Here is a 23,714-nt window from a genome sequence, read left to right on the forward strand (position 1 = left end):
ACCGCCTCCGCTGCGTCCCCCACACCCTCCCACCGCACTGGAAGGGGTGAGACGGTCCCCACGGGAGGGCCGGGAGAGGGGGAGGGATGAGGCGGGGCACGGACACGGCGCTGCATGTCTTCGTCGAGGGCAGGCGCACGGCGCTGTTCCGCAGCGCCTACCTGCTGTGCGGCAACCGGGACGAGGCCGAGGACCTCGTCCAGACCACGCTGGTCAGGGTCGTCCTCGGCGCGCGCCGGCACGGGAGGCTGGACAACCTCGACGCCTATGCGCGCAGGACGCTGGTCAACACGTTCGTCTCGGGACGCCGACGGTTCTGGCGCCGCGAGCACGCGTACGGCGAACTGCCCGACGTGCCCGCGCAGCAGGCGGACAACGAGACCGGCCTGATGGTCCGGGCCGCCCTGGCGGAGCTCACCCCCAAGCAGCGGGCGGTGCTGGTGCTGCGCTACTGGGAGGACCTCAGTGTCGCCGCCACCGCCGAGCTGCTCGGCATGCGGGAAAGCACGGTCAAGAGCCACACGGCGAGGGGACTCGCGGCCCTGAAGGCCGCGGTGCGGGAGGAACACGTATGAACGACACGGAAGTTCGGGAGCTGCTGGGGCGGGCCGTCGACACGGTGGCCGTGCCTCCCGGGCCGGGCGGCGAGTCCGTCTTCGCGCGGGCCGCGGCGAAGCGGCTGAGGCGGCGCACGGCGGTGACCACGGCGGCCGCCGCCGTGGTCACCGGGGGAGTCCTCCTGGGGTCCGGCCTGCTTCCCTCGACGACGTCCGCGAACGCCGGCGGCCGGGCGGCCGGATTCGAGAAGCTGCTGCCCTCGGACGTGGGAACGGTGCGCGAGGTGTCACTGGGGAGCCTGCTGCGGGGCGGGGGCGGGCCGCTGGCCGGAAAGAACGTCGGGCCCTACGACGGGGAGTACTCCGTCGCCCGGGCCGGAGGCATCGGGTACATCACCATCCACGTGGACAAGGGCGTCAAGGGCGTCAAGGGCGTCAAGGGCGTCAAGGGCGTCGAGAAGACCGGCACCGACCCCGGGCCCGACTCGTGCGCCCTGGCCGACCTGGCTGCGATCGCGGACCGGTGCACCAACGAGAGGATTCCCGGCGTCGGCCTGCTGTCGATCTGGGAGACGGCCGCCACGAAGTGGGCGGTCAAACAGAAGTCCGCCGGAGCACGGGCGGTGGTGGTCTCCGGCGGGGCGTTGCTCTCGGCCCGTCTGCGGCTCGACGACGGGACATTGCTCACCCTCAGTGACCTGACCGGCTTCAGCGGGGTCCGCTCGCAGGGCCCGCCGCTGAAGACGTACCCCCTGACGCGGGCGCAGCTGCGGGAACTGGCGCTCAGCGACGAGCTGCTGCCGTAGGACAGGGGCGAGAGCGGCACGGGAAGGGGGCGACCGAGGAGCGCGGCACGGGAGACGGGTGACACGCGGAAGGGGCGGTACGGGAACTCCGTACCGCCCCTTCCGCGTTGCCGGGTTACAGCACCTTGGACAGGAACGCCTGCGTCCGCTCGTGCTGCGGGTTCGTGAGAACCTCGCGCGGGTTGCCGGACTCGACGACCACGCCGCCGTCCATGAAGACCAGGCTGTCGCCCACCTCGCGGGCGAAGCCCATCTCGTGGGTGACGACGACCATCGTCATGCCCGACTCGGCCAGGTCGCGCATGACGTCGAGGACGTCACCGACCAGCTCCGGGTCGAGGGCCGAGGTCGGCTCGTCGAACAGCATGAGCTTCGGGTCCATGGCCAGAGCCCGGGCGATCGCCACCCGCTGCTGCTGGCCGCCGGAGAGCTGCGCGGGGTAGTTGCCGGCCTTGTCGGCGAGACCGACCCGGTCCAGCAGCTCCAGCGCCCGCTGCTTGGCCTGCGCCCTGCTGACGCCCTTGACCTGCACGGGGGCCTCGACGATGTTCTCCGCCGCCGTCATGTGCGGGAACAGGTTGAACCGCTGGAACACCATGCCGATGTCCCGGCGCTGGAGCGCGACCTCGCTGTCCTTCAGCTCGTACAGCTTGTCGCCCTTCTGGCGGTAGCCCACCAGATTCCCGTCGACGTACAGACGGCCGGCGTTGATCTTCTCCAGGTGGTTGATGCACCTGAGGAACGTGCTCTTGCCGGAGCCGGACGGGCCGATGAGGCAGAACACCTCGCCGTTCTTGACCTCCAGGTCGATGCCCTTGAGGACCTCGACCGCGCCGAAGGACTTGTGGACGCCCTCGGCCTTCACCATCGCGGTCATGCCTTGCTCCTCGAGGATCCGAACAGGTTCGCCCTGATCTTCTGGAAGACCGTGGGCGGCAGGCTACGGCTGCTGCCGCGTGCGTAGTGACGCTCCAGGTAGTACTGGAAGACGCTGAAGATGCTGGTCATGACCAGGTACCAGATGGAGGCGACGAACAGCAGTTCCATCACGGCGAACGACGAGGAGCCGATCACCGAGGTCGAGCGCAGCAGTTCGTTGTACGTCACCACGTACACCAGCGACGAGGTCTTCAGCATGTTGATGAACTCGTTGCCGGTCGGCGGCACGATCACGCGCATCGCCTGCGGGATGACGATCCGGCGCAGGGTCTTGCTGTGGCTCATGCCCAGGGCGTGGGACGCCTCGGTCTGACCCTCGTCCACGGCCAGCAGGCCGGCACGGCAGATTTCGGCCATGTACGCGGCCTCGTTCAGACCCAGGCCGAGCAGGGCGCACATGAACGGCGTCATGACGTCCGTCATCTCGTCCTTGTAGATCGGCCCGAGGTTCAGCATCGGGAAGATCAGCGCCAGGTTGAACCACATCAGCAGCTGGACGTAGACCGGGGTGCCGCGGAAGAACCAGATGTACAGCCAGGAGACCGTGCTGGTCACCGGGTTCTTCGACAGCCGCATCACGGCCAGGACGACACCCAGGACCACACCGAGCACCATGGCCAGGATGCTGATCAGCAGGGTGCGGCCGGCGCCCGCGATGACGGTGGAGTCGAACACCTTGTCGCCGACGGTGCCCCACTGGATGTCACCGTTCGCGAACGCGTTGACCAGCAGCGCGAGGAGCGCGACGACGACGACGCCGCTGACCCAGCGGCCCCAGTGGCGCACCGGGATGGCCTTGATGGCCTCCGGCGGGCCGGAGAACTCCGAGTCCTTCGAGACCGGCGGGGTGTCCTCGGGTGGTACGCCCGCCGAGGACTTCTCGAGCTTGTCAGTCATGGGGACTGCCCTTCAGAAGTGCGGGTGGATCACTTGCCGCTGTTGATCGCGGCTTCCTTGATCGCGCCGCTCTCGGCGCCCCACTTCTCCAGGACCTTCTGGTACGAGCCGTCCTTGATGATCGCGTCGACGGCTTCCTTCAGCGCGTCGCGCAGCTGGGTGTTCTTCTTGTCGACGACGATGCCGAACGGAGCGGCCTCGTACTGCTTGTCGAGGACCTCGAAGGTGTTGCCGCCGCCGGCCTTGCGGGCCAGGTCCACGGCGACCGGGTAGTCGTTGACGCCGGCCACGGCACCGCCGGACTTCACGCGGGTCTGGGCCTCGGTGTCGTTCTCGAAGGACTCGATCTTGATGGCCTTCTTGCCGCCGTCCGTGCACTTCGCGGACTGCGTCTTGAGGGCCTCCTCGTACGTGGTGCCCCGCTGCACCGCCACGGTCCGGCCGCAGAGGTCGTCCAGGGAGGTGATGCCCTCGGGGTTGCCCTTCTTGACGTAGATGGCCGTGCCGGCGGTGAAGTAGTCGACGAAGTCGACACCCTCGCCGAGCTTCTTGCCGCTGTCGTCCAGGCCTTCCTGGCGCTGCTTGTTGTCCGTGATCGACGACATCGCGATGTCGTAGCGGCCGGTGTTGACCGCGGTGATCAGGGTGTCGAAGCCGCCCGAGGTGAACTTGAAGTCGACGCCGAGCTGCTTGCCGAGGGCGGCCGCGATGTCGGGGTCGACACCGACGATCTTGCCGTTGTCGACGGACTCCATGGGGGCGTACTCGGCGTTGGTGCCGACCTGGATGACGCCGCTCTTCTGGATGTCCGCGGGCAGCTTGGAGAAGAGGGGGGCGGTGCTGGCGTTGCCCGTCGCGTCGGAGGTGCTGTCACCGCCGCCTTCGGTCTGGTCACCACAGGCGGAGAGGAGCAGGGCGCCCGCGACCGCGAGGGATCCGACCGTTGCCAGGCGGGTCCGCGAGGCGGTCGTGCGTCGGGTGGAGCGTGCGGTCATGGTGGGTTCCTCCGGCGGATGGATGGAATGCCGATGGGTCGACAAATGCCGATGGGTCGACGAGAACACACACCTTCGGGTGTCGCGACCTCGTGTGATTACGGCATCTTGCCATTCGGACTACGCCATTCAGGGGGCCAGCTATGTCAAAATCGGATAACGGGCCACCCCCGAACCGCACCAGTCCGGTACATCACGGCCGGACGGAGCCGGACCATCTGCGGGAATCTCCCGTTCCGGCCGAAAGATCTTCGGTTCATCTCACCATGTGATCGCCACTGATGCGGCCTGTCCGTTGACTTGAGTCTGTGTCAAGAGTCTTGTCAAGGCCCCGTCCGATGGTTGTCCACTTCTCCCCGCATGAGTCATGTCACTGGGATACGACTGCGGGGCGGGTGCGGCGTGGCTGCGCGGTGCGGACTGTAGGAGTCCTGCAAGGGACGCCATGTGACCTTGCACGAATGGACTCGTCGGCTGTGGTCTCCGTCCGGTAAGAAGGTTCTTTACACCCCTCATCCGGGGCTCAGGGCGCGTGTGCGGCGCGCCCGACGCGCAGGCGCTCGTACGCATCACCTCTGGGCTCTGCGCGGCGCCCGCCCACTCCTCACCAGGAGTGGCCACCCTCAACCATGAACACCTAAGGGGTAAAAAACAGTGGCAGCGGAGATCGTCAATCCTCGCAGCGATAGCGCGGACCATGCGGGCCAGGAGGGCGGTGCGGAGCCCCTCGACTCGTTCGATCCGGCGTTCGCGCTGCACCGGGGCGGAAAGATGGCCGTGCAGGCCACCGTCCCGATCCGTGACAAGGACGACCTGTCCCTCGCGTACACCCCCGGCGTCGCGCGCGTGTGCACCGCGATCGCGGAACAGCCGGACCTGGTGAACGACTACACCTGGAAGTCCTCGGTCGTCGCCGTCGTCACCGACGGTACGGCCGTGCTGGGACTCGGCGACATCGGCCCGGAGGCCTCCCTTCCCGTGATGGAGGGCAAGGCCATCCTCTTCAAGCAGTTCGGCGGAGTGGACGCGGTCCCGATCGCGCTCGCCTGCACGGACGTGGACGAGATCATCGAGACGGTGGTGCGCCTCGCACCCTCGTTCGGCGGAGTGAACCTGGAGGACATCTCGGCACCGCGGTGCTTCGAGATCGAGCGCAGGCTCCAGGAGGCCCTCGACATCCCGGTCTTCCACGACGACCAGCACGGTACGGCGGTCGTGACGCTGGCGGCGCTGCGGAACGCGGCGCGGCTGAGCGGGCGGGCCGTCGGTGACCTGCGGGCCGTCATCTCGGGCGCCGGCGCGGCCGGCGTCGCCATCGCGAAGATGCTGGTCGAGGCCGGTATCGGGGACGTGGCGGTGGCCGACCGCAAGGGCATCGTGTCGGCGGACCGGCAGGACCTGACCGACGTCAAGCGCGAGCTGGCCGGGTTCACCAACAAGGCCGGGCTGTCCGGCTCCCTCGAGGACGCGCTGGCCGGCGCGGACGTCTTCATCGGCGTCTCCGGCGGTACGGTCCCGGAGGAGGCGGTGGCCTCGATGGCCGAGGGCGCGTTCGTCTTCGCCATGGCCAACCCGAACCCCGAGGTGCACCCGGACGTCGCCCACAAGTACGCGGCGGTCGTCGCGACCGGGCGGTCGGACTTCCCGAACCAGATCAACAACGTGCTGGCGTTCCCGGGGATCTTCGCGGGCGCGCTCCAGGTGCGGGCGTCCCGGATCACCGAGGGTATGAAGATCGCGGCGGCGGAGGCGCTGGCGGGTGTCGTCGGTGACGACCTCTCCGCGGACTACGTGATTCCGTCGCCCTTCGACGAGCGGGTCGCTCCCGCGGTGACGGCCGCGGTCGCCGCCGCTGCCCGTGCCGAGGGTGTCGCGCGTCGCTGATGTGCCTCGAATGGCCCCGTCCGTTCGGGCGGGGCCATTTCTTTGCCCACCCGCTGGCCCGTTCGGGTGAGCGGCGTGCGCCGGGTGTGCCGGGAGCCCGACCGGCCGGCGCCGGCCGGTCGGCCACGACGGGAACGCCGTTGCGCAAGAGGGCATGTCTCACAGTGGCCCCCGGTTTCCCCCACCCCTCCCGGCCCCTATCGTCAGGGACATGTTCGCCGTCTACGCCGCCCGAATCGACCGCGACCAGCCGCTTTCCGGACTGGAGTTGGGGGAGCGACCGGCCCCCGAGGCCCGTCCCGGCTGGAGTACCGTCCAGGTCCGGGCCGCCTCCCTCAACCATCACGACCTCTGGTCCCTGCGCGGCGTCGGCCTCGCCGAGGACAAGCTGCCGATGATCCTCGGCTGCGACGCCGCCGGTGTCGACGAGGACGGCAACGAGGTCGTCCTGCACTCCGTCATCGGCCAGAGCGGCCACGGCGTCGGCCCCAGGGAACCCCGGTCCATCCTCACGGAGCGCTACCAGGGCACCTTCGCCGAGCAGGTCGCCGTTCCGACCTGGAACATCCTGCCCAAGCCCAGGGAGCTGTCCTTCGCGGAGGCCGCCTGTCTGCCCACCGCCTGGCTGACGGCCTACCGGATGCTCTTCACCAACGCGGGCGTACGGCCCGGTGACTCCGTGCTCGTGCAGGGCGCCGGGGGTGGGGTCGCCACCGCCGCGATCGTGCTGGGCAAGGCCGCCGGGCTGCGGGTCTTCGCGACCAGCCGGGACGAGGCCAAGCGGAAGCGGGCGCTGGAGCTGGGTGCCGTGGAGGCGGTGGAGCCGGGGGCGCGGCTGCCTCAGCGGGTGGACGCCGTCATCGAGACCGTCGGCGCCGCCACCTGGTCCCACTCGGTGAAGTCGCTGCGGCCGGGCGGCACGCTCGTGATCTCCGGCGCGACGAGCGGTGACCGGCCCTCGCACGCCGAGCTGACCCGGATCTTCTTCCTGGAGCTGAAGGTCGTCGGCTCCACCATGGGGACCAAGGACGAGCTGGAGGATCTGCTCTCCTTCTGCGCCGCCACCGGGGTCCGCCCCGTGATCGACGAGATGCTCCCGCTGGACCGCGCCCGTGAGGGGTTCGAGCGCCTCGCGTCCGGCGATCAGTTCGGCAAGATCGTGCTCACGCACTCCTGACGGTCGTCGCGCCGGGCGCGCCGCGCCTCGCTCTTCGCCCCTGCGTCCTTCGCCGTGAGGCGGGTCCGGAAACCCGGGCCCGCCTTTTGCGTCCCCGGATTGTCAACCACGGTTGACGCCCCCGCTCTTGTCAATGTAAGTTGACGCCATGACCGAAGCAACGGATCTCGCCGAGCGCGCCGGCGACCGCGATCCACGGGTCGGACTGCGTGCCGTCGCCGCACTGCGCCGGCTGCTGGAACAGCTGGAGGCGGTGCAGGTGCGCAGTGCGCGCAACCAGGGCTGGTCGTGGCAGGAGATCGCCGCGGAACTCGGAGTCAGCCGGCAGGCCGTCCACAAGAAGCACGGGAGGCAGTGATGTTCGAGCGGTTCACGAAGGACGCCCGGGACGTGGTGCGCGGTGCGGTCGAGCACTGCGAGGGGGCGGGGGTCAGGACCGTCGACGTCGAGCATCTGCTGCTGGCGCTGCTGGACCGTGAGGCGAGCCGCGCGTCGTTCGCGCTGGCCGCCCTCGGGCTCGCCGAGCGCAAGGACTCGGTGCGCACGGCGCTGGACGAGACCCGCCGGCGGGCGGGCCTGTCCCGCGCCGAGACCGAGGCCCTCGCGGGGCTGGGCATCGACGTCTCGGAGATCGTCTCCCGGGTCGAGGAGGTGCACGGCGCCGGCGCGATGTCGGGCGACGGGAAGAGCGGGGGCCGGTGGGGCGGGCGCCCCGGCTTCGGCCGGGAGGCCAAGCGCATCCTGGAACAGTCCCTGCGGATGGCCATGGCCCGCCGTGAGCGGTTCATCGGTGACGAGCACATCCTGCTCGCGATGACCGTCACCCCCGGACCGGCCGCCGAGGTGCTCGCCGACCACGGGGTGACCCATGCATCCCTGACCCGGGTGCTGGGCGCCGGGGGAGAGGCCCGGGCCGGCTGACCCGGCCCGCCCTCGGCCTCAGCTCTTCGGCGACCGCAGTATCACCCCGATATGGGCCGCCGCCGTCGACAAGTGGCGGCGGGCGTCCCGGAGTTGGTCCGGGGTGACGCCGTGGTCGCGGGCCGCGTCACGGATGTCGTCGCGGAAGCGGTCGAGGAGACGGTCGAGGTCGCGCGCCGGGTCGCCGCTGGAGTCCTCGTGGGCCCAGGCCGGTTCGTACCCGGCGGGGAAGTCCTCCGGGGTGCGGGAGTACTCGGGGGTCCGGTCCGCCGAGGGCGGGGTCGCCGACGGCGGGGCCGTCGCCGTCGGCTCCTTGTCGGCGGCGGTGCGGCCGAACCCGAAGTCGCGGCCGAAGTCCTTTCCGAACTCGCCGAACTCCTTGGCCAGTTCGGTCAGCCCCTCGCGGACGCCCGTCGGCCAGTCGCCGCGCGCGAAGTGGTCCTGGACCTGCTCCTGGACGCGGCGCGCTATGCGCTGCACCTCCTCCTGGGCCTGGGCGGCGGCGCGGTCCTGGGCCTCCTTGGCCTGGCGGCGGGCCCGCTGGGCCTCGTCACGGGCGCGGCGGCTCTCGTCCTTCGCCCGGCGGGCCTGCTCCTTCCACTCCAGCTTGACGCGGCGCATCTCCTCCTTGGCGGCACGCCATGCCTCCTTGTCGCCGTACTCCTGCTCCCCGGCGGGGCCCGCCCCGGTCCCCTGCCGGGTCTCGGAGGCCGCCGCCCGCATCTCGCGGCGCAGATCGCCGGCCGCGCCGCGCACATCGGCCCGGATCTCCGCGGCCAGCTCCGCCACCGACTCGCGGATCTCCAGCTCCAGGTCGGCCAGTTCACCGCTGCGGTCGGCCAGCTCGGCCCGGCCCGCGTCGGTGATCGCGTAGACCTTGCGGCCGCCCTCGGTGGTGTGGGTGACGAGACCCTCGGCCTCCAGCTTGGCCAGCCGCGGGTACACCGTGCCCGCCGACGGGGCGTACAGCCCCTGGAAGCGTTCCTCCAGGAGGCGGATCACCTCGTAGCCGTGGCGTGGGGCTTCGTCCAGCAGCTTCAGCAGGTAGAGGCGGAGGCGGCCGTGGGCGAAGACGGGAGGCATGTCAGAGCACCTTCTTGTCGGTCGTGCTGTCGGCCGGGATGTCGCGGGAGCCGTCCTCCGGGCCGGAAGGGGCATTGTCTCCTGTGCCGAAGGCCGGTCCGTCCTCCGTCGCGGGCCGGCGCAGCAGGGCTATCGAGCCGGAGACCGTCGTGGCCTTCAGCCGGCCGTTGCCCGCGCCGAGGCGGCCGGTGATCCGCTTGGCGCCCCACTGGCCGCTGACCCGGAGGTCCTCGAAGGCGTTGGAGACCGAACCGCTCGCCGTGTTCGCCTCCACGTGCGCGTCCGCCGGGTGGGGGAGGCGGATGGCGATCTCGCCGGAGACGCTGGCGAGCGAGATGTCCGTGGGCCCGCTCGTGGGGTCCAGGTCGACGACCATCGAGCCGCTCACCGAGTCGGCCCTGACGGAGGAGCCGGCCTCCACGACCGTGAGGTCCCCGGAGACGGAGTTGAAGCGCAGGTCGCCGGTGAGGGCCTGGGCGTCCACGCTCCCCGACACCGTGTCCGCGCGGACCGGGCCCGCGAGGCCCACCAGGGTGGTGTCACCGGAGACGCCCTTGACCTCGGTGGGTCCGTCGATCCCGGACACCGTCGCGCCGGCGCTCACCACGCCCACCTCCACGCGGGTGCCCGCCGGCACGGCCAGGGAGACCACGGCGCTGCGCCGCCAACCCTTGCGGTCCAGCCACTTGAGGAAGCCCTTCCAGGGCAGGTCCTCGTAGGCCACCGTCAGGATGCCGTCCCGCCGGCTCACCAGCAGGGGTGGTCCCTCGATCCGGGACACCTCCAGTCGGGCGGGTCCTCCCTCGGTGCCCACGACGTTCACCGTGCCGTTCACCAGGCGCACGTGCAGGTCGCTCACCGGCTCGTCGAAGGAAAGCTTCCTGGGCTCGGCGACGGACCACTCGGACATGGTGCTGACCTCCTCGGTGCGACGGCAACGCGCCATATCGCGTCTTCCGCTATTCACGATATATCGCGACCTCGGGAAGTCAAGACACCCGTTCGGGTGATCACCGGCACTCGCGGGAGCGCGGATCGTCCTAGCGTGGGGACATGCCGACGGAAGACACCGCCCCCGGCGCCCTGCTCCTGTGCCGGGCCGACCCCGACTCCGTCGCCCCCGCGGCCCACCTTCTGCGCGCCCGCATGCTGCTCACCGGCGCCGGCGACGACTGGAGCGTCCTGGTGCCCGAGGGCGCGCCGTGGCTGCGCGGCGACGACCCCGTCGACGAGGTCCTCACCGGCTGGGCGACCGCCCTGGCCGTCGGCGCGCCCTGGCCCGTCCTCGCACTGTGGTGGGACGCCGACCGGGCCGGCCTCGCCCTCGCGTCCGGCTTCCGTCGCCCCGTCGGCTACACCTGGCTCGCCGACGGCACCCCGGACGGCGAGGACGAGGCCCTGCACACCTTCGCCGGCCGCCTCGGCCTCGACCCCGTCCTCGACGTCCAGGACCTGGAGCGGCTGACCCGTGCGGACGCCGAGGCCGATGCCCACGCGCGCGTGCGGGCGCTGCTCGCCGTGCTCACCCGCGCGGGGCTCGTCCTCCCCGCCGGACTGGCCCCCGGCCTCCCCGCGGACCGTCTCGGCCGGGCCGCCCGCGCGCGGGCCGACGTCCGGCGGATCGAATGGCCGGGCTGGCGCGAGACGGTCCGCACGGAACTCGACGCCGTGGAGAGCGTCGTCGAGAACAGCCCCCTGGGCCCCTGGCTGCCCTGGTCCGGCACGCCCCGCGCACACGCCCTCGCCCTGGCCCAGGTGACGGCCGGCCTCCCCGTCACCGCCTGGGGCCTGCGGCGGCGCAGCACCGGCTGGATCGCCGCGGGCGCCCTGCTCCTGGCCCACGGCCTCCTGGGCCTGGCGTACGACCTGGGGCGCCCACGCGACTGACGACGGCACCCCGTCGCAGCACCCGGCACCCGGCTCCAGCCCCAACACCCGGCCTCGGCACCCGGCGCCCGGCCCCGGCCTCAGCACCCGGCCTCGACATCCGGCGCTGGCCTCGGCACCCAGCCCCAGCACCCGGCCTCGGCACCTGGCGCCCGGCGCCAGCCCCGGCACCCAGCCCCCCGGCCCCGGCCTCAGAACCCGTCCCCAGCCCCAGCCCCCAGCCCCCACCCGACGCACCCCACCCCCCCGAGAACGCCGCCTCCCCCTCGTACACACGAAAGGGGCGCCCTAAGGGGCGCCCCTCTGCCGTTCCGGGCCTACTCGTCGTCGTCCTCGTCCAGCCGGGCCAGCCAGGTGGCCAGTCGTTCCACGGGGACCTCGAAGTCCGGGTTGAGGTCGACGAACGTCCTCAGCTGTTCGGCGAGCCACTCGAAGGAGACCTCCTCCTCGCCGCGCCGCTTCTCCAGCTCTTCGATGCCACGGTCCGTGAAGTACATGAGGTCCAGGATAAGTGTGCGAAACGGCCGGGCCGCACCCCCCGGAAAGGGGGTGCGGCCCGGCCGCGCAGGCACTGCCGCGAGAGCGGGATCAGGCCTCGAACACCTCACGCACCAGCTGCTCCTGCTCGGCCTGGTGGCGCTTGGCGGAGCCGACGGCCGGGGACGAGCCGTGCGGGCGCGAGATGCGCCGCAGCCGCTCGCCGTGCGGGACGTCGGCGCCGACCGCCAGGTCCAGGTGGTCGATCAGGTTCAGGGCGATGAACGGCCAGGCACCCTGGTTGGCCGGCTCCTCCTGGACCCACAGGTACTTCTCGGCGTTCGGGAACTTGTTGACCTCGGCCTGGACCTCGGCACCCGGCAGCGGGTACAGCCGCTCGAGGCGGATGATCGCCGTGTCCGTGACCCCGCGCTTCTGCCGCTCGGCGTCCAGGTCGTAGTAGACCTTGCCGGTGCAGAAGACGACCTTCTTGACCGCGTTCGGGTCGACCGAGGCGTCGCCGATGACCGGGCGGAACTGGCCCGTGGTGAACTCCTCCGCCTTCGACGCGGCGGCCTTCAGACGCAGCATCGACTTCGGGGTGAAGACGACCAGCGGCTTGTGGTGCGGGTTGTGCACCTGCCACCGCAGGAGGTGGAAGTAGTTCGACGGGAGCGTGGGCATGGCCACCGTCATGTTGTTCTGGGCGCAGAGCTGGAGGAACCGCTCGACACGGGCCGAGGAGTGGTCCGGGCCCTGGCCCTCGTAGCCGTGGGGGAGGAGCAGCGTGACACCGCTCGTCTGGCCCCACTTCTGCTCGGCCGCCGAGATGTACTCGTCGACCACCGTCTGCGCGCCGTTGACGAAGTCGCCGAACTGCGCCTCCCACATCACGAGCGCGTCGGGGCGGGCCAGCGAGTAGCCGTACTCGAAGCCCATGACCGCGTACTCGGACAGCAGGGAGTTGTAGACGTTGTAGCGCGCCTGGTCCTCGGCGAGGTACTGGAGCGGCGTGTGCTCCTCGCCCGTCTCACGGTCGATGAGGACCGCGTGACGCTGGCCGAAGGTGCCCCGCTGGGAGTCCTGGCCGGACAGCCGGACCGGCGTGCCCTCCAGCAGGAGGGAGCCGACGGCGAGGGTCTCGCCCATGCCCCAGTCGATCGTGCCGTCCTCGACCATCGTCGCCCGGCGCTGCAGCTGCGGCAGCAGACGCGGGTGCACGTGGAAGTAGTCGGGGATGTTGACCTGGGACTCGGCGATCCGCTTCACGGTCTCCGTGGAGATCGCGGTGTTCACGGCGACCGGGAACTCCGCGTGCGGGTCGGAGACCGCGCCCGTGGCCGGCTGCGAGGTGATGGCCTCGCGGACCTCCGTGAAGACCTTCTCCAGCTGGCCCTGGTAGTCCTGGAGGGCCTGCTCCGCCTCTTCCAGGGTGATGTCGCCGCGACCGATCAGGGACTCGGTGTAGAGCTTGCGCACCGAGCGCTTCTTGTCGATCAGGTCGTACATCAGCGGCTGGGTGAAGGCCGGGTTGTCCGACTCGTTGTGACCGCGACGGCGGTAGCAGATGAGGTCGATCACGACGTCCTTGTTGAACGCCTGGCGGAACTCGAAGGCCAGACGGGCAACCCGGACGACGGCCTCGGGGTCGTCGCCGTTCACGTGGAAGATCGGGGCCTCGATCATGCGCGCCACGTCGGTGGCGTACATCGAGGAACGCGACGACTCGGGAGCCGCCGTGAAGCCGACCTGGTTGTTGATGACGATGTGGACCGTGCCGCCCGTGCGGTAACCGCGCAGCTGCGACATGTTCAGGGTCTCGGCCACCACGCCCTGGCCCGCGAAGGCCGCGTCGCCGTGCAGGGCCACCGGCAGGACGGTGAAGTCCGTGCCGCCCTTGTTGATGATGTCCTGCTTGGCGCGGGCGATGCCCTCGATGACCGGGTCGACCGTCTCCAGGTGGGACGGGTTGGCGGCCAGCGAGACCTTGATCTGCTCGCCGTCCAGGCCGGTGAAGGTGCCCTCGGCGCCCAGGTGGTACTTCACGTCGCCGGAGCCGTGCATCGACTTCGGGTCGAGGTTGCCCTCGAACTCGCGGAAGATCTGCGCGTACGACTTGCCGACGATGTTGGCGAGGACGTTCAGCCGGCCGCGGTGGGCCATGCCGATGACGACCTCGTCGAGGCGGGACTCGGCGGCGCTGTCGATGACCGCGTCGAGCAGCGGGATGACGGACTCGCCGCCCTCCAGGGAGAACCGCTTCTGGCCGACGTACTTCGTCTGGAGGAAGGTCTCGAAGGCCTCCGCCGCGTTCAGCCGGCGCAGGATGCGCAGCTGCTCCTCACGCTCCGGCTTGGTGTGCGGGCGCTCGATGCGGTCCTGGATCCACTTGCGCTGCTTGGGGTCCTGGATGTGCATGAACTCGACGCCGGTGGTGCGGCAGTACGAGTCGCGCAGCACGCCGAGGATGTCGCGCAGCTTCATCAGGGACTTGCCGGCGAAGCCGCCGACGGCGAACTCGCGCTCCAGGTCCCACAGGGTGAGGCCGTGCTCGGTGATGTCCAGGTCGGGGTGCTTGCGCTGGCGGTACTCCAGCGGGTCGGTGTCGGCCATGACGTGGCCGCGGACCCGGTAGGAGTGGATCAGCTCGAAGACCCGCGCGGCCTTGGTGACGTCGTCGTCGTGCGAGGCGTCGATGTCCTTGAGCCAGCGGACCGGCTCGTACGGAATGCGCAGGGCCTCGAAGATCTCGTCGTAGAAGCCCTTCTCGCCGAGCAGGTAGTTCGCGACGACGCGCAGGAACTCGCCCGAGGCGGCGCCCTGGATGACCCGGTGGTCGTAGGTCGACGTGAGCGTCATGACCTTGGCGATGCCGAGCTTGTTCAGGGTGTCCTGGGAGGTGCCCTGGAACTCCGCCGGGTAGTCCATGGAGCCGACGCCCATGATGACCGACTGTCCGGGCATCAGACGCGGCACGGAGTGGACGGTGCCGAGGCCGCCGGGGTTGGTCAGGGAGACGGTGACACCGGTGAAGTCGGCCATCGTCAGCTTGCCGTCGCGGGCGCGGCGGACGATGTCCTCGTAGGCCTGCCAGAACTCGAAGAAGTTCAGCGTCTCGGCCTTCTTGATGCCGGCGACGACGAGCTGGCGGTCGCCGTTGGGCTTCACCAGGTCGATGGCCAGGCCGAAGTTGACGTGCGGCGGCTTGACGAGGGTGGGCTTCCCGTCCTTCTCCGCGTAGTGCCAGTTCATCGACGGCATGGCCTTGATGGCCTGCACCATCGCGAAGCCGATCAGGTGCGTGAAGGAGATCTTCCCGCCCCGGGCGCGCTTGAGGTGGTTGTTGATGACGATGCGGTTGTCGAACAGCAGCTTCACCGGGACCGCGCGCACGGACGTGGCCGTGGGCAGTTCCAGCGAGGCGTTCATGTTCTTGGCGACCGCGGCGGCCGGGCCGCGCAGCGTGACCAGCTCCGGGCCCTCCGGCGAGGCCGGTGCCTCGGCGGCGGGCGCGGCCTTCGCGGCGGCCGGCTTGGGGGCCGCGGCGGGCTTCGCCGGAGCCGGGGCCGGAGCGGCGGCGGCCGGGGCGGCCGGGGCCGGAGCGACCGGGGCCGGGGCGGCGGCCGCGGGCTGCGGCGCGGCGGCGGCCGGCGCGGGAGCCGGTGCGGCGGGAGCCGGGGGCGTGGTGGTGGTCCCTGCGGCCCCCGCGGCCGCAGTACCCGCCGGAGCCGGGGCGGAGGCCGCGCCCGGCTTGTAGTCGGCGAAGAAGTCCCACCAGGCACGGTCTACCGAATTCGGGTCCTGGAGGTACTGCTGATAGATCTCGTCGACGAGCCACTCGTTCGGTCCGAACGCGGCAGCGGGATTCTTGCCCGCTTGGTCTGCGTCGGTCGAGATGCTCGATGCGTTACTGGGGGACTGTGGCGACACGGCGGCAACCGCCCTCTTCCGCTTCACAAGGTGATGGACAGCGGGAATAAAGGCTACGCCTCCAAGAGCACGAAGGTCAGGCCGAGCCGGTCCATCGTCGCGTAAGTCACACCGGAGAGCGTGTTTCGGGGCTGGAAATGGCGGGAAACAAGCGCGGTTGCGCTGCGAAAAGGGTGCGTTGATGCAGGTCGCGCACGCTGAGCGTGCGGACCCGAGCCGACCTGCGACGGTCCTCTGCCTGATCACACGTGTCCGACTGCGCGGACGCCGGTGGATCTTGTGGCTCCGGTTCGAACTTTACGTCAACTTGGAAGAGAAGGCTCTCCCGGAAGAGTGACAAGAATCCGGCAACCCCGCTGAGATTCGGCCACTCCTATCCGGCCTCCGTGCAGATCGACCGCCCAGCGGGCGATCGCCAGCCCCAGCCCCGTACCGCCGTCGCTGCCCGGACCGTGCGGCCGGCGGACGGATCCCCGGTTGAACCGCTCGAAGACGCGGTGCCACTCCGAGCGCGGAATGCCGGGCCCCTCGTCCAGGACCTCCAGCTCCAGCGACTCTGGCAGCGGGCCGCGTCGCGCCTTCACCGTCACCCGCCCGTGCGGCGGACTGTGCTTGACCGCGTTGTCGATCAGGTTGGCGACGACCTGGTGGATGCGCTCCGGGTCCGCGTGCGCGGTCAGCTCCGGCGGGGACACGTCCAGGTGGAGATGCACGTCCGTCCGGGTGTGGTTGCCGCCCGAGCCCATGGTCGCCCGCGCCGAGGCGACCATGTTGGCCTCCTTGAGCACGCCGGACAGGTACGGCCACACCTCGAAACGCCGTCTGCGCAGCGGTACGACGCCGTTGTCCAGCCGGGACAGGTCCAGCAGGGTCTCCACCAGCCGGCCGAGCCGCTCGGTCTGTTTCAGGGCCGTGCGCATCGTCTCGGGATCCGCCTCGGCGATGCCGTCGACCACGTTCTCCAGCACGGCCCGCAGCCCGGCGATCGGGGTGCGCAGCTCGTGCGAGACGTTCGCCACCAGCTCCTTGCGCTGCCGGTCCTGCGCCTCCAGCTCGTCCGCCATGACGTTGATCGTCTGGGCGAGGTCGCCCAGCTCGTCACGGCGGTTCTCCCGCACCCGGCGGGTGTAGTCGCCCCGCGAGATGGAGCGGGCGACCGTGTTCATCTCGTCCAGCGGCGCGGTGAGCGAATGCGCCACGAACTGCGTAATGAGCAGTGTGGCGATCATCGAGAAGACCGTGATGAAGCGCAGTTCCGTCTTGGTGTGCACGGCGATCACCGAGAGGCCGGTGGTGATCAGCACCGAGACGACGACCAGTGCGCCCAGCTTGGTCTTGATCGAGAACGGGCGCACTCTGCCCCAGGGCTCCTCCCCGGGGTCTCTCGGACCGTCCGCGCCGCTCATGGCGTGGGGGTCTCCAGCGCGTAGCCCACGCCGTGCACCGTGCGGATCCGCTCGGCGCCGATCTTCCGGCGCAGCGCCTTGATGTGGCTGTCGACCGTGCGGGTGCCGGAGGCGTCCGCCCAGTCCCACACCTCGGCCAGCAGCTGCTCACGGGAGAGCACCGCGCGCGGGGTGTTGGCCAGGCAGACCAGCAGGTCGAACTCGGTGGGCGTGAGGTGCACGTCCTCCGAGCGGACCCGCACACGGCGCTGCGCGTGGTCGATCTCCAGCTCGCCGAGCCGCAGGATGCCGCTGCGGGGAGTGGTCGCCGCGATCGCGGCCCGCTCCACCCGGCGCAGCAGCACGTGCACCCGGGCCGCCAGCTCGCGCATCGAGAACGGCTTGGTCATGTAGTCGTCGGCGCCCACGCCGAGCCCGACGAGCATGTCGGTCTCGTCGTCGCGCGCGGTGAGCATGAGCACCGGCACCGGACGGGCGGCCTGCACACGTCGGCAGACCTCCAGACCGTCGAAGCCGGGCAGCATGATGTCGAGGATCAGCAGATCGGGCTGCCAGGCCTCCGCGGTGTCGACGGCCGCCGGGCCGTCGCCCGCCGTTTGCACGAGGAATCCCTCGGCGCGCAGGCGGGCCGCGATGGCGTCGACGATCGTCGGGTCGTCCTCGACCACCAGAACGCGACGCTGCGCGCCCTGGGTCGCCGTCGCCGTGCCGTTGTGCGCGGTGTGTGTCTGCTCCATCGCCCGCCCCTGAGTGTGCTTTCCGGAACCAGTGGGGTGGTCCCTTGTCTGCGCATGACTGCGGTTGACGCGTAAATGATCGGCGTCAGGCATGCAACGTACCCGGAGTCACCTCGCCATTGCTATCCAGGCCTGACGGCGAGGTGCACGACGTCCGGCACGCCTCGGGCAACCGGGATCTCTTCGGTACGCACCTGCTGGAACCCGGCATTCCCCAAGGTTCCCTCGAATTCCGGAGAGGGCTGCGCCGACCATACGGCGAGGACGCCACCGGGTCTCAACACCCGGGCACAGCTTGCCAGTCCGGTGGTCGAGTAGAGGTTCCCATTGCCCTCGGTGACGGTCCAGCCAGGGCCGTTGTCGATGTCGAGGCAGACCGCGTCGAACGTGTCGCATGTCTCATTGACGTAGTCCAGCAGGTCCGCTTCGACGATCACCGTGCGCGGATCGGCGAGAGCCGGGGCGGAGACGGCGGCCAGCGGGCCGTCCCGGTGCCAGTCGATGACGGCGCGTTCGCGCTCCACGACGGTGACGCCGCCCCAGCGGGGATCGGCCGCGGCGTGTGCGAGCGAGAATCCGACCCCGAGGCCGCCGATCAGCACCTTCGGCTCGGGACGCGCGTCGAGGGCGTCCCGGGCGGCGTCGACGAGTAACCGCTCCGAGCGGCCGTCGGACGTGTCCATCAGGAAGCAGCCGTTGGCGATGATCTGCAGCAGCTCTCCGTGCCGGCGCAGCACGACCTCGCCGTAAGGGCCTTCGCGACGGTCCAGCACTTCGGGGATGTCGTACGGGGTGGCCATCGACCCATCGTGGCACTTCCCTGACGGAATGTTGACGGAATGGAGAGAGAGCTGGTCGGGCAGGGGTGAAGGGGCTGTGTGACGTTGACGCACCGCTGTGCGCTGTAGGTGGTGGAGCTTCCGGCGGCCTCGGAGCATCCTGTGAATCGGCGCTCGCGTGGCGTCGGTCACAGACAGGGTGCCGGTCGGGCGCGAAGGCTGGGGGAAACGGAAGGAGCCCCTCGCGGTGGAACGCAGCAGCCCGGCTCCTCCCGGCGTGTCCCGACCGCTGGACGGCATCCCCCGTCAGCGCGCCCCGCGACCCGCCGAACCGCCCGCCGGAGGGGGCCCCCGCCGCCGACCCCGCGTCCCCGTCCCCTTCACCCTTTCCTACGCCGCCGTCCTCGTCGTCACCTCCTGGGTCACCGCCCACCTCGACCCCGCGCTCGTGCACGCCCTCCACCAGGGCTCCAGCACCGATGTGGCGCACCTGCTGCGCGCACCGGTCCTGGTGCTGGTGGCCAGCGCGCTCTGGGTGGCCGGCGGGATCCTCTCGCCGTTCACGCTCGGCTTCCTGCTCGTGCTCGGCGCGCTGGAACGGCGCCTCGGCGGCGTCCGTACGGCCGTCGTCTTCCTGGTCGGGCATGTCCTGGCCACCCTCGCCACCGAGGTCCCGGTGGGACTGGCCGTGCTGGTGGGCCATCTTCCCGACAGTTCGTTGCACCGCCTCGACTACGGCATCAGCTTCGGCGTGGCCGCGAGCGTCGGCGCCCTCGCGGGCCTGCTGCGGCCCTGGCTGCGGTGGCCGCTGCTCGCCGCCTTCGGCGGGATGCTCGCCCAGGACCTCCTCTCCTTCACCGACCCGATGACCGGCTGGGGACACCTCATCGCCCTGGCGACCGGGATCGGGACCTGGCCGTGGGTCCGCCGCCGGGCCGCGGCACGCGAGCCGCGCGCGGGTGACGTGTCCGCGCGGCGCTCCGCCTAGTCCTCCCCTTCGGATCAGGCCGGCTCCGGTCCGCGGCGGACGGGCGTGCCGGACGCCGCGACCCCGGCAGAAGACCCTGAGGAGCCCTAGCCGCCCGCGGCGGCCGCCCTCAGCCGGCGGGACAGCTCGGGGATCCGGAGCCGGGTCTCCCGCTCGGCGTCCGCGCCGTACAGCAGGTTGGTGAGCTGGTAGGGGTCGGCGCGCAGGTCGTAGTACTCCCGGAAGAGGACCTCACGGGTGCCCCGCGCCCGGCCGTCGGCGCCGAGGCGGCCGCGGTAGTACTCCGTGTACTGCTCGCCCTTCCCGACGTACGACGCCCAGGTGTGGATCGGCACCTTGTCCTGGCGGTTCCACCACCACTCGGCCAGCAGGTGCTCCCGGTCGTTGCGGGGGTCGAGGAGGGAGTGGCCGTCGTGCGGGGTGTCGGGGGTGACGCCGGCCGCCGCCAGCAAGGTCGGGGCGATGTCGACATGCCCGGTGAGCCGGTCGTCCCGGCTGCCGCGCGCGAGGCCCCCGGCCGGCCAGGACATCAGGAACGGCACCTCCAGGCTCGGCCGGTACGGCACCGACTTGCGCAGCCAGCCGTGATCGCCCCAGCACAGGCCGTGGTCGCTGGTGAACAGCACGAGGGTGTTGTCGAGCCGGCCCAGCTCGCGCAGCTTGTCCCGGAAGTCGCGCATCGCGTCGTCCACGGAGAGCAGGGTGCGCAGCTGGCGGGCGCGCAGGGCCCGGCCCTCGGCGAAGGAGTGGCGGGCGGCCCGCAGGAACGGAGGCTTGTCCGCCCGGCCGGTCTCCCGGACCGACGGCCTGCCGTCCCACTCCGGCACACGCGTGTACGCGTACCTCTCCTCCGGGATGTTCAGCTCGTGCGCCGCGCGCGGGGCGACGTACGCGAACCAGGGGCGGGGGTCCGTGCGGGACCGCTCCATGAAGGCGAGGGCGCGGTTCCTGATGACGGTGGTGCTGTAGCCGGGGACGGTACGGACCGTCCCCTGGTCGTTGTAGTGGCCGTTCGTGTAGGCGACCGGCTCCTGGAGCAGCCACTCGTCGAAGTGCGGCGGGTTGTCCGCGGGGCGCCAGAAATTGAGGTACTTGCCGAACAGCCCGGTGCGGTAGCCGGCCTCGCGCAGGTGCCGCTGGACGGTGGTGCGCTGGTCCAGGTGGGCGGGGTGGCGGGTGTCGAGGACGCCGTGGTGGTGGGCGTACCGGCCGGACATGACCGAGGCGCGGGAGGGGGCGCACAACGGGGTGTTGGCGTGCGCGCGATCGAAGGCGACGCCGTCGCGGCCGAGCCAGTCGAGGGTCCGGCGCAGCGCCCAGTCGGTCTCCTTGGGCTGGTCGTCGGTGAGGACGAGGAGGATGTTGGGCCGGTGCTCGGCGCGCGGGCCGCCGCGGCGGGCGGCCGGCGACGGGGTCACGGCGGCCGGCACGTGCGCGCCGTCCTCGGCGCGGTGCGCGCGGACGGCCACCGGGACCGCGACCGCCGCCGCGGCGATCGCGGTGGCTCCGGCGACCAGTGCCCGGCGGTTCGGCCCACGGCCGCCCGTCCTGTCGGGTGCGTCGCTCATGTCGTCCCCCTGGCCCCGTTGTGCCCGCGTTTCGGGCGGCTTGCTCACTGTGAACCGGCCAGCAGTGTGCGTGAGTTGCCTGTGAGTGCCGTTGCGGACGTGTGACGGGGATGACGGGGAATGGACGGGGCTCCCTTCTCCTTCTCCCTTCTGTGATCGCCCACAGCGAACGTGGGGCAGTTCCGGGAACATCCCGAGGCGCACATGCATTGAGTCGGCATAGCTCAACTTGACTGCCGAAGGGGAGATCATGGCTTCGACGTCCGCATCGCTCACTCTGCCCGTACTGCCTCTCGACGAAGAGGTCGTGCTCCCCGGCATGGTGGTTCCGCTGGACCTCAACGACACCGACGTACGCGCCGCGGTGGAGGCCGCCCAGGCCGCCGCGCGGTCCGAGCCCGGAAAACCCAGGGTGCTGCTGGTGCCACGGATCGACGGGACGTACGCGAGCACCGGGGTGCTCGGCACCGTCGAGCAGGTCGGCCGGCTGGCCGACGGCGACCCGGGCGCGCTGATCCGCGGCCGGGGCCGGGTGCGGATCGGCGCCGGGACGACCGGTCCGGGCGCGGCGCTCTGGGTCGAGGGCACCCGTATCGACCAGACCGTGCCCGAGCCCCTGTCGGGGCAGGTCGCCGAGCTGGTCAAGGAGTACAAGGCGCTGGCCACCGCATGGCTGCGCAAGCGCGGCGCCTGGCAGGTCGTCGACCGCGTCCAGGCCATCGACGACGTCTCCGCGCTCGCCGACAACTCCGGCTACTCGCCGTTCCTGACCACCGAACAGAAGGTGGAACTGCTGGAGACCGCCGACCCGGTGGCCCGGCTGAAGCTCGCCACCCAGCAGCTGCGCGACCACCTCGCCGAGCAGGACGTCGCCGAGACCATCGCCAAGGACGTCCAGGAGGGCGTCGACAAGCAGCAGCGCGAATTCCTGCTCCGCCGCCAGCTGGAGGCCGTCCGCAAGGAACTGCGGGAGCTGAACGGCGAGAACTCCAAGGACTCGGCCGAGGAGTCCGACGACTACCGCGCCCGCGTGGAGGCCGCCGACCTGCCCGAGAAGGTCCGCGAGGCCGCCCTCAAGGAGGTCGACAAGCTGGAGCGGTCCAGCGACCAGTCCCCCGAGGGATCGTGGATCCGCACCTGGCTGGACACCGTTCTCGAACTGCCGTGGAACGAACGGACCGATGACACCGGCGCGTACGACATCCAGGGCGCCAGGGCGGTCCTCGACGCCGAGCACGCCGGGCTGGACGACGTGAAGGAGCGGATCACCGAGTACCTGGCCGTGCGCAAGCGCCGCGGTGAACGCGGACTGGGTGTCGTCGGCGGCCGGCGCGGCGGTGCCGTACTGGCGCTCGTGGGGCCGCCCGGCGTCGGAAAGACCAGCCTCGGCGAATCGGTGGCGCACGCCATGGGCCGCAAGTTCGTCCGCGTCGCCCTCGGCGGCGTCCGCGACGAGGCCGAGATCCGCGGCCACCGCCGTACCTACGTCGGCGCGCTGCCCGGCCGGATCGTGCGCGCCGTCAAGGAGGCCGGGTCGATGAACCCGGTGATCCTGCTCGACGAGATCGACAAGGTGGGGTCCGACTTCCGGGGCGACCCGGCGGCCGCCCTGCTGGAGGTCCTCGACCCGGCGCAGAACCACACCTTCCGGGACCACTACCTGGAGGTGGAGCTGGACCTGTCGGACGTCGTCTTCCTCGCCACCGCCAACGTCCTGGAAGCCATCCCCGAGGCCCTGCTCGACCGGATGGAGCTGGTCCGCCTCGACGGCTACACCGAGGACGAGAAGGTCGTCATCGCCCGCGACCACCTGCTCCCGCGCCAGCTGGAGCGGGCGGGCCTGGACAAGGACGAGGTGGTCCTCCAGGAGAGCGCCCTGCGCAAGCTGGCCGGCGAGTACACCCGCGAGGCGGGCGTGCGCACCCTGGAGCGGTCCATCGCCCGGCTGCTGCGCAAGGTCGCGGCCCAGCACGAACTGGGCGAGCGGAAGCTGCCGTTCACCATCACGGACGCCGACCTGCGCGCGCTGATCGGACGGCCGCACCACGTGCCCGAGGCCGCCCAGGACCCGGCCGAGCGCCGCACGGCGGTGCCGGGCGTGGCCACGGGCCTCGCGGTGACCGGTGCCGGCGGTGACGTGCTCTACGTCGAGGCGTCGCTCGCCGACCCGGAGACGGGCGCGGCGGGGCTGACCCTGACCGGCCAGCTCGGTGACGTGATGAAGGAGTCGGCGCAGATCGCGCTGAGCTTCCTGCGCTCGCACGGCGCGGAGCTGGAGCTGCCCGTCGGCGATCTGAAGGACCGGGGCGTGCACATCCACTTCCCGGCGGGCGCGGTCCCGAAGGACGGCCCGAGCGCCGGCGTCACCATGACGACGGCCCTCGCCTCCCTGCTGTCGGGCCGGCTGGTCCGCACGGACGTGGCGATGACCGGCGAGGTCTCCCTGACCGGCCGGGTGCTGCCGATCGGCGGCGTCAAGCAGAAGCTGCTCGCCGCCCACCGCGCCGGGGTGACGACCGTCGTCATCCCCAAGCGCAACGAACCCGACCTGGACGACGTCCCGGCGGAGGTCCTGGAGAAGCTGGACGTCCACGCCGTCACCGATGTCCGCCAGGTCCTGGAACTGGCGCTCGCGCCCGCCGCCAACGGCGCGACGCCGGAGGTTCCGGTGGCGGCGTGACGG

The 23,714-nt window shown here is 71.1% G+C and carries 20 protein-coding genes; 9 read left to right on the plus strand and 11 right to left on the minus strand.

What is annotated here, in order from left to right:
• Positions 1-86 precede the first annotated feature (86 nt).
• Positions 87-575, plus strand: a complete 489-nt coding sequence (locus tag IE275_RS06220; protein ID WP_189708384.1) for a SigE family RNA polymerase sigma factor — start codon at positions 87-89, stop codon at positions 573-575.
• The gene (locus tag IE275_RS06225; RefSeq protein ID WP_189708387.1) at positions 572-1,363 is read left to right on the plus strand and encodes a hypothetical protein; all 792 of its coding nucleotides are present in this window, start codon (positions 572-574) and stop codon (positions 1,361-1,363) included. Before IE275_RS06220 ends, IE275_RS06225 begins: the two co-directional genes overlap by 4 nt.
• A gap of 115 nt (positions 1,364-1,478) precedes the next feature.
• On the opposite strand, the gene IE275_RS06230 is transcribed toward IE275_RS06225, so the two are convergent.
• Genes IE275_RS06230 through IE275_RS06240 form a run of 3 tightly spaced genes read right to left on the minus strand, consistent with a single transcriptional unit; the run spans position 1,479 to position 4,194 of the window.
• Positions 1,479-2,240 carry an amino acid ABC transporter ATP-binding protein gene (locus tag IE275_RS06230; RefSeq protein ID WP_308435635.1) on the minus strand — a complete coding sequence of 254 codons (762 nt, stop codon included), beginning with the start codon at positions 2,238-2,240 and terminating at the stop codon, positions 1,479-1,481.
• Positions 2,237-3,199 carry an amino acid ABC transporter permease gene (locus IE275_RS06235; protein ID WP_189708389.1) on the minus strand — a complete coding sequence of 321 codons (963 nt, stop codon included), beginning with the start codon at positions 3,197-3,199 and terminating at the stop codon, positions 2,237-2,239. The genes IE275_RS06230 and IE275_RS06235 overlap by 4 nt, the downstream gene beginning before the upstream one ends.
• A 29-nt stretch (positions 3,200-3,228) precedes the next feature.
• A complete protein-coding gene (locus IE275_RS06240) occupies positions 3,229-4,194 on the minus strand; it encodes an ABC transporter substrate-binding protein (protein WP_189708391.1) in 966 nt (321 codons plus the stop codon).
• A 654-nt stretch (positions 4,195-4,848) separates the two neighbouring features.
• On the opposite strand from IE275_RS06240, the gene IE275_RS06245 reads away from it, so the two are divergent.
• The 4 genes from IE275_RS06245 (at position 4,849) to IE275_RS06260 (ending at position 8,176) form a co-directional block, all read left to right on the plus strand.
• The gene (locus tag IE275_RS06245) at positions 4,849-6,078 is read left to right on the plus strand and encodes an NAD(P)-dependent malic enzyme (protein ID WP_189708393.1); all 1,230 of its coding nucleotides are present in this window, start codon (positions 4,849-4,851) and stop codon (positions 6,076-6,078) included.
• Between the two features lie 211 nt (positions 6,079-6,289).
• Entirely contained in the window at positions 6,290-7,255 is a 966-nt protein-coding gene (locus IE275_RS06250; protein WP_189708395.1) for a zinc-binding dehydrogenase, read from the plus strand.
• Positions 7,256-7,403: 148 nt separating this feature from the next.
• Positions 7,404-7,613, plus strand: a complete 210-nt coding sequence (locus IE275_RS06255; RefSeq protein WP_111002852.1) for a helix-turn-helix domain-containing protein — start codon at positions 7,404-7,406, stop codon at positions 7,611-7,613.
• Complete coding sequence (locus tag IE275_RS06260; protein WP_189708397.1) at positions 7,613-8,176, plus strand: Clp protease N-terminal domain-containing protein; 564 nt, start codon at positions 7,613-7,615, stop codon at positions 8,174-8,176. Before IE275_RS06255 ends, IE275_RS06260 begins: the two co-directional genes overlap by 1 nt.
• Positions 8,177-8,194: 18 nt before the next feature.
• On the opposite strand, the gene IE275_RS06265 is transcribed toward IE275_RS06260, so the two are convergent.
• Together IE275_RS06265 and IE275_RS06270 are read right to left on the minus strand one after the other, a co-directional pair.
• Positions 8,195-9,259 carry a PadR family transcriptional regulator gene (locus IE275_RS06265; RefSeq protein WP_189708399.1) on the minus strand — a complete coding sequence of 355 codons (1,065 nt, stop codon included), beginning with the start codon at positions 9,257-9,259 and terminating at the stop codon, positions 8,195-8,197.
• A gap of 1 nt (position 9,260) precedes the next feature.
• Complete coding sequence (locus tag IE275_RS06270; RefSeq protein WP_189708401.1) at positions 9,261-10,169, minus strand: DUF4097 family beta strand repeat-containing protein; 909 nt, start codon at positions 10,167-10,169, stop codon at positions 9,261-9,263.
• A gap of 143 nt (positions 10,170-10,312) precedes the next feature.
• Here IE275_RS06270 and IE275_RS06275 point away from each other — a divergent pair, with 143 nt between their 5' ends.
• The gene (locus IE275_RS06275; protein WP_189708403.1) at positions 10,313-11,146 is read left to right on the plus strand and encodes a hypothetical protein; all 834 of its coding nucleotides are present in this window, start codon (positions 10,313-10,315) and stop codon (positions 11,144-11,146) included.
• A 317-nt stretch (positions 11,147-11,463) separates the two neighbouring features.
• Here the strand turns inward: IE275_RS06275 and IE275_RS06280 are convergent, their stop codons facing one another.
• From IE275_RS06280 to IE275_RS06300, 5 genes are all read right to left on the minus strand, one after another.
• On the minus strand, positions 11,464-11,643 hold the full coding sequence (locus tag IE275_RS06280) for a DUF6104 family protein (RefSeq protein WP_189708405.1): 180 nt from the start codon (positions 11,641-11,643) through the stop codon (positions 11,464-11,466).
• Between the two features lie 91 nt (positions 11,644-11,734).
• Positions 11,735-15,553, minus strand: a complete 3,819-nt coding sequence (locus tag IE275_RS06285; RefSeq protein ID WP_189708406.1) for a multifunctional oxoglutarate decarboxylase/oxoglutarate dehydrogenase thiamine pyrophosphate-binding subunit/dihydrolipoyllysine-residue succinyltransferase subunit — start codon at positions 15,551-15,553, stop codon at positions 11,735-11,737.
• A gap of 302 nt (positions 15,554-15,855) precedes the next feature.
• Positions 15,856-16,959: a sensor histidine kinase gene (locus IE275_RS06290; protein WP_189708408.1), complete on the minus strand. Its 1,104-nt coding sequence runs from the start codon at positions 16,957-16,959 to the stop codon at positions 15,856-15,858.
• Positions 16,956-17,696 (minus strand): response regulator transcription factor, encoded by a 741-nt coding sequence (locus IE275_RS06295; RefSeq protein ID WP_189708411.1) that lies wholly within the window; start codon positions 17,694-17,696, stop codon positions 16,956-16,958. The genes IE275_RS06290 and IE275_RS06295 overlap by 4 nt, the downstream gene beginning before the upstream one ends.
• Positions 17,697-17,818: 122 nt before the next feature.
• The gene (locus tag IE275_RS06300) at positions 17,819-18,496 is read right to left on the minus strand and encodes a spermidine synthase family protein (RefSeq protein WP_189708413.1); all 678 of its coding nucleotides are present in this window, start codon (positions 18,494-18,496) and stop codon (positions 17,819-17,821) included.
• A gap of 226 nt (positions 18,497-18,722) precedes the next feature.
• On the opposite strand from IE275_RS06300, the gene IE275_RS06305 reads away from it, so the two are divergent.
• Positions 18,723-19,463 (plus strand): rhomboid-like protein, encoded by a 741-nt coding sequence (locus IE275_RS06305; RefSeq protein WP_229870123.1) that lies wholly within the window; start codon positions 18,723-18,725, stop codon positions 19,461-19,463.
• An 86-nt stretch (positions 19,464-19,549) separates the two neighbouring features.
• Here the strand turns inward: IE275_RS06305 and IE275_RS06310 are convergent, their stop codons facing one another.
• On the minus strand, positions 19,550-21,031 hold the full coding sequence (locus tag IE275_RS06310) for a sulfatase family protein (RefSeq protein ID WP_189708415.1): 1,482 nt from the start codon (positions 21,029-21,031) through the stop codon (positions 19,550-19,552).
• A gap of 250 nt (positions 21,032-21,281) precedes the next feature.
• Here IE275_RS06310 and lon point away from each other — a divergent pair, with 250 nt between their 5' ends.
• Positions 21,282-23,711: an endopeptidase La gene (lon, locus tag IE275_RS06315; RefSeq protein ID WP_189708417.1), complete on the plus strand. Its 2,430-nt coding sequence runs from the start codon at positions 21,282-21,284 to the stop codon at positions 23,709-23,711.
• Positions 23,712-23,714: the final 3 nt, after the last annotated feature.

It is taken from the genome of Streptomyces phaeofaciens (genome assembly GCF_014648915.1).
Classification (GTDB): Bacteria; Actinomycetota; Actinomycetes; order Streptomycetales; family Streptomycetaceae; genus Streptomyces; species Streptomyces phaeofaciens.